6 protein-coding genes are annotated in these 6206 nt (G+C 43.7%); 2 read left to right on the top strand and 4 right to left on the bottom strand.

Going from position 1 to position 6206, the window contains the following annotated elements:
- Positions 1 to 134 precede the first annotated feature (134 nt).
- The 4 genes from AB1L08_RS07965 to AB1L08_RS07950 all read right to left on the bottom strand — a co-directional run bounded on the left by AB1L08_RS07965 (position 135) and on the right by AB1L08_RS07950 (position 5427).
- Positions 135 to 2714, bottom strand: a complete 2580-nt coding sequence (locus AB1L08_RS07965; RefSeq protein ID WP_413064140.1) for a sensor domain-containing protein — start codon at positions 2712 to 2714, stop codon at positions 135 to 137.
- Positions 2715 to 2876: 162 nt separating this feature from the next.
- Positions 2877 to 3248, bottom strand: coding sequence for a YisL family protein (locus tag AB1L08_RS07960; protein ID WP_413064139.1), 372 nt, complete (start codon positions 3246 to 3248; stop codon positions 2877 to 2879).
- 99 nt (positions 3249 to 3347) lie between these two features.
- Positions 3348 to 4244, bottom strand: a complete 897-nt coding sequence (locus AB1L08_RS07955; protein ID WP_413064138.1) for a fumarylacetoacetate hydrolase family protein — start codon at positions 4242 to 4244, stop codon at positions 3348 to 3350.
- Entirely contained in the window at positions 4225 to 5427 is a 1203-nt protein-coding gene (locus AB1L08_RS07950) for a DUF418 domain-containing protein (protein ID WP_413064137.1), read from the bottom strand. Before AB1L08_RS07950 ends, AB1L08_RS07955 begins: the two co-directional genes overlap by 20 nt.
- Before the next feature lie 226 nt (positions 5428 to 5653).
- Between AB1L08_RS07950 and AB1L08_RS07945 the strand changes: the two genes are divergently transcribed.
- Complete coding sequence (locus tag AB1L08_RS07945; protein WP_413064136.1) at positions 5654 to 5875, top strand: spore germination protein; 222 nt, start codon at positions 5654 to 5656, stop codon at positions 5873 to 5875.
- 96 nt (positions 5876 to 5971) lie between these two features.
- Complete coding sequence (locus AB1L08_RS07940) at positions 5972 to 6175, top strand: spore germination protein GerPB (protein ID WP_413064135.1); 204 nt, start codon at positions 5972 to 5974, stop codon at positions 6173 to 6175.
- The last annotated feature ends 31 nt before the right edge of the window (positions 6176 to 6206 follow it).

Genomic DNA, 6206 nt, shown 5'->3' with positions numbered 1-6206 from the left:
AATTATCCCATATTTATCAAAATTTGGGGGGGTAAAATAAGTGAATTATCTCGAAGAATTTTTACTCCTCAAAGCTGGTTGCTGCATGTTATCCGGTCTGAATCAAAAACCCCGGCAGTTTGGCACCGGGGCAGTCAAATATTTAAGTTTTGCCGTTTTCTTTCCAGCCAATGTGTAAAACGCCTTGCTTCCATCGGCTTTTCAATCAAGTATCCTTGGACGAATTCACAGCCAAGGCTCGTCAGCATGTACAATTGTTCCGTCGTTTCGATTCCTTCGGCAATGATCCTTAATCCAAGTCCATGTCCCATGGTTAAAATGGCATGAACGATGGCAAGATCAGGAGATTGCTTATGAAGATTCTGGATAAAAGAACGATCAATTTTCAACGTGTGAATCGGAAAATGCTTTAAATAACTAAGCGATGAATAACCTGTCCCAAAATCGTCGATCGAAATATGAACGCCCATTTCCATCAACTCACGCAGCATATCAACGGTTTTTAATGATCGGTCAATCATCACGCTTTCGGTCAGTTCCAAATGGAGATGCCGGGGTGCGAGCCCCGAGGCGTCAAGCGCCTGTTTAATGTTGTCGATAAATCGGTTGTTTTGAAGCTGGTAGGCGGATACATTTACAGAAACACTGATATTTTCAAAGCCATTCCTTTGCCATTCCTTTATCTGCAAACAAGCCGTTTTTAATATCCACTTGCCCAACGCATGAATCATTCCGGTTTCTTCAGCAACCGGAATAAACTTCATCGGCGGCACGATTCCCCATTTGGGATGCTCCCACCGCAGCAGTGCTTCACAGGCAACAATTTCTTTGGTGACCGAATTAATGATCGGCTGATAAGCCAGAAAAAACTCATCTTTGTCGATTGCTTTGCGCAAGCTTCTTTCAAGCTCCACCCGCTCAATCATTTCTTTATTCATTTCATTTAAATAAAAAACAACGTTTTTACTCGTTCCAGATTTTGTACGGCTCAGGGCAGCATCGGCGTTTTTCATTAAACTGGCATATTCCTGCCCATCAAACGGATATACACTGATGCCGATGCTTGGTGCGATATAAAATTCTTGATTTTCAAAGAGCAGCGGCTCCTGAATGGCTTGTACAATGCGCTGGCAAATCGCAAGCACCGCATTTGAGTGCGTATTTCCACCGAGCAGAACCGTAAATTTGTTTGTCGAAAATCTCCCCAAAAAGGATCCTCCCGGCAACATAGACTGGATCCTGGCGGCAAGCTGTATCCGTGCCTTGTCGCCGACATGGTGTCCAAAAGCATCGTTAATCGTTTTAACCCTGTCTATTTCTATAAACAAAATGGAGAATGACCGTTTTTCCTTTTTTGCCTTTTGGATCCACTTGTTCACCATTTGTTCCAATTTTCTTTGATTCGGCAGTCCCGTTTTCTCATCATAATAAGCCATTTTTTCAAGCTTTTCTTCCATGAGCCGCTGTTCTGTCATATCCCGGCCGACCAACAACATTTCAACACATTCCTCATGGGCGAAAATCGGGAAAATATGAATGTAAAAAGTTTTGAATTCCTTTTTCCCCGGAACTTCCATTTCTAACTGAACGGTCTTTCCCATTTTTGCTTTTTCAAAGCCATTTTTAAGCTGTTCCCTATTTATAGGGTTGATAAATTCCATCCAGCATATCCCTTCCAGCTCTTCCGTCCTTTTGCCGAACATCTTTGTAAAAGCCGGATTGACCATGCGGATGTTGCCGTTTACATCTGTTGTAAATATGATATCAGGGTGGTTTTTGATAATTGAATCATAATATCCCCCGGAAATTGACCGGAGATCCAAATCTCCTTTCAATTTCTTTGGTTCTGTTTGCAGCAACTGGGTCCACCGTTCAAAATGATTTTGTTTGTTTTGGAACTGATCTTTTCTTCCTCCGGCCAGCTCCGATATACATAAATAAATGTCCTTGTGCTGGTCCATACTAGCTGGTTTGCCGGGAGGTTTCACAATTGTTTGCCGGCAAACGAAAAGGGAAATGTTAGCCGCATGAAAATCCGGCAATTCATCCAAACGGCTTGTAAAGCCAAAAATAGTATGATTCTGTATTGCCACTTTATCCGGCTCGCCTTTTTTTAATGGATCATGAAATCTGGCCGCTGTACCCTTCTGCTCTGCCTGTCTTTCATTCAAGATGATTTCGGCACCCAAGTTTTGTGCGCTGAAAGTAACTGCAGCAATCCCTTGTTCGGATATCATCGATTCGGTAAAAATGATTGTATTTTTACCGGCAGTTCCTCCGGCAATGGCAATTTGCGGATGGTAGTCGCCAAATAATCCGATGCAATCCTTAAGCATCCCGCTCCATTCATTCGCCACCATAATAGCCGCTTTTGGCCTGCCAAATGCGAGCCCTTTTACAAAATCAATGATGGGATCATTGCCGGCAAGATCCAATAAGGACGAGGTTATTTTTATTTCGTTAAAATGTGTAAAATATAGGATGGATTGCCCGTTCCTCCCGTCTGCCAAATGGCCGGCAGCATTGTGCCCGATCATGACGGCATGGGGTAAAAGGGTGGAAATCAAACGGCGCAATCGATTGATTTCTCCGATTGACCAATTCGCAACATCCGCTTGGATTAGAAGGCTGTTGGAAAATTCGTGATAATGAGTTTGTATGAAATCCTTCAATTCGTTTTCATTCTTGTAAGCATAGGCGTATGTTGGTCCCAAGCTGTCAGTCACCACCGTTCATTTTTCAACATTTTTTGACTATTTCTTATTACTACTATTTTAATGATTTTGTCTGATTATGTCACTATTAATTGTGCTATTTTTCAATTCATACGGCTAAAATAAAAAAACCGCCGGCATGCAGCGGTTTTTTCTCAGGTTCTATGAAAGCCAATTCCATCCGAGCGGCAATTTAATCCCCAAAATGAACGTTACAATAAGGGCAATGATAAAGATACCCCAAAATAATCCAGTCCCTTTGCCTTTTGACAGGCGTACAAGTATCATTTCCATCATCGCAATCACGATGACGCCGCCAAGAAATTTCAGCCCGTACAAAGCCGGGTTATAGCTTTGATGTTTTGAAAATAATAATATTCCCGTAATAAGAATGAGCAAATAAAACACCCTGAGGATCATTTGGACAATTTTTTTGCCTTTTTCGTTTCCCCCTTTATGTAAAGCCAATGCAACAACAAAAAGAATCAGCCCAATCGCCCATGTCGTAATATGGGCATGCGTCGTATCAAACATCTGTCATACCTCCTCCACCTGCCTGTAGTTTTTAAAATCCGCGAAAGGATACTCCATCCATCTTAGCATAGAAGGGATCGGCAAAAAACGGACAGGCCTTCAGTTCACACTATTGTTTAATTTTCCGACCCCTTCAACGTATACCTCTATTTCATCCCCGCTGTTCAGGAAACGGGGCGGCTTAAAACCTTTCCCGACTCCGGAAGGCGTTCCCGTGGCAATGATGTCTCCGGGTTCGAGCGTCATGCCTTGTGACAATGTGGAAATAATTTCCTCCAACGGGAAAATAAAATGTTCCGTATTGGAATCCTGGCGGATTTCTCCGTTCACTCTCGTTTGTATGCCCAATGTGTTGGGATTTTTAATTTCCGAGTGATGGACAATCCATGGGCCCATCGGACAGAAAGAGTCAAGGCTTTTTCCAAGGAAATATTGCTTATGCCTTTCCTGAAGGTCACGGGCCGTCACATCATTCACGATTGTATAGCCAAACACATAATCAAGCGCCTCTGCTTCGGTTATATTCCTCCCCCTTTTTCCAATGACAACAGCCAACTCGCCTTCATAATCCAGCTCATTCGTCAGTTTTGCATGGGCTTCTATCGTTTCTTGATGGCCAATGACTGTCGTGGGCGCTTTCGTAAACACGATCATCTGCTTGGGAATATCTGCCTCACTTCCCATTTCAATTGCATGGTCCCGATAATTTTTTCCCACACACATAATATTTTTGCTTGGCCGCGGAATCGGGGCAAGCCATTTCACATCTTCCAATGGAATCATATATTCCTCTTTTCTGTTTTCCGCTCCCCATTGGACCAATTTCCCAAGGGTCGCGTAAAAGTTGCCGCTCTCCTGAATTCCTTCTGCAATTGAGCGGGGGAGATCCTGATCATTTGCTTCTGCAAGTGCCAGTACATCCCAGACACGATCGCCTTTTTCATGAACCACGCCATATTTTACGATGCCATTCCATTCAAAACTCATTAACTTCATTCGTTCCACTCCTTCTTTTCATGTTTTTTCCATACGTCAACCTGCGCCACAGCATTTCTGCCGGACCTCTTTTGAACTTTGACAGCCATATCCCTGCCAAAACGACCTGGATAACATAAATCAAAATGGCAAGCCACGTTCCGGTAATCAATGAAACCTTTCCATACAGCCCCAGGCCATACGGATAAAAGATAAGCGTTCCGACAATGGATTGCATTAAATACATGGACAGTGACATGCGCCCCATCGCCGCGATCGGTTCCAACACCCCGGCTGCCAGCCGGGAGTTCATGAGAAGGATGAGGCCGGCTGCATAGGCAAACCCCAGGATGGGCCCCCCCAATGCATCCTGTATGTATTGCAGACTAAGGGAAGCTCCTGCAAAAAAAGGGATAAGCTTTACAGCTATGCCTGCCGGCAACGCAATCAGGAAAATGGCAAGCCACATTTTCCAATGTTCCTTTGCCTGTTCAATCCATTTCAACTTTGCGGCCCCTGCACCTATCATCATCATCGGTAAAATTAAAAATATGTATAAAACAAAGCCGCCTGACAGATTATTCATTTTCCAATCGGCGATGCGCTGGGACGTCACTTCCAGATAGCTTCCACTTGAGTAAATTTCCTGCGAATTTTGCAAGCCAACGATATCCGTATAATCCGTCAATGAAACCCCATCATGCAAATGGATCAAAATAAACAGCCCTGAAAACAACAACTGGGGCAGCAGATATAACACCATGCCCGAGCCAATCAGGAAAGGGCCGGGTATTTTCAGAAACAGAAGCAACAAAAGTCCCATCAGCGCGTATGTTATCAATATGTCCCCATACCAAATGAAAAAGGCGTGGATGACACCGATTGCAAGAAGAACCAACAGCCGCCTGACAGCGATGTTCCAAAAAGAATAACCGCCGGCCAAGGCTTTTCTTTGAATCATGACCATGCCATATCCAAACAGCATTGCAAAGATCGGGTAAAAGCTCCCCTGAACAAATATATCGATCCAGACATACGCTGTGAGGTCACCATATTCCCACCATTCGTACGGATTATAATAGCCGTATGGAGAATGAAATCCGATCATGTTAACGAGTATAATTCCAAACAGCGAAAAACCGCGCAAAACATCAAGCGTTTGGATTCTTTCCATGCAGACAGCGGGCGCCAAACTGTTATTCATCGCCATAACTCCTTTCTTCCGGTTCGAATGCAGGACACCTCCCCCATTTTAAAACAATTCCCCTGTTTTTGTTTATACCATCTTCGTCCATGTTTGTCTAAAAAACGATGCTTTTTTACACATAAAGACTTTTAAAAGCAGGATTGGGCGTTTGAATCACAATTTACGCAGCCGCTCATAAAATACAATGATGATAAATAGAAGCAGCGGAAGGATGTGAACGGATTTGCCCGGATTTGTTGGTGCCGTTCAAATTATTAACGTAAGTACAGGAGCCGCCGTCAATATTGGAGACGTGTTTCAAATCCATCCGATTGCCTATGCCAAAACCTTTTCCGGTTCAGGTTCGTTTAACACCGGTGAGGGGATTACGGTCCGAAATCATTATTCTTCAACAAACACTTATGATGCCGACGGCCTTGATCAAGGAATATTGTTTAATTTATAAGAAAGCGGACAACACGCCGCAGCAATTATCGGCGCTTATGTATGGCGTTCAAATGTTTACCGTTTCCCGTACGATTATCATGAACAGGAGGCCGAAATGATTGTCAATGTTCAACAAACGATTCATATTAATATGATAAAAATTGGCGGAATCACAAACTCTTCTGTCCTGCAAATCGGAACAGCAGGAATCATTAAGCCCGCCTCCTATTTATTCAATACAGGCGGATTTTCAGGGCCTGGCCCCCAAGCAGCAGCTCCGGAGCTGGCTCTGCAGGAAGTAAGCCTCATCCCATTGTAAAAAAGTGCCTGATAGCCAAAATGTAAGCGTG

The organism is Siminovitchia jepli, assembly GCF_047228825.1.
Taxonomy (GTDB): Bacteria; Bacillota; Bacilli; order Bacillales; family Bacillaceae_C; genus Siminovitchia.
The sequence above is the reverse complement of the archived record's forward strand: the minus strand, read 5'-3'. Positions and strand labels throughout refer to the sequence as shown.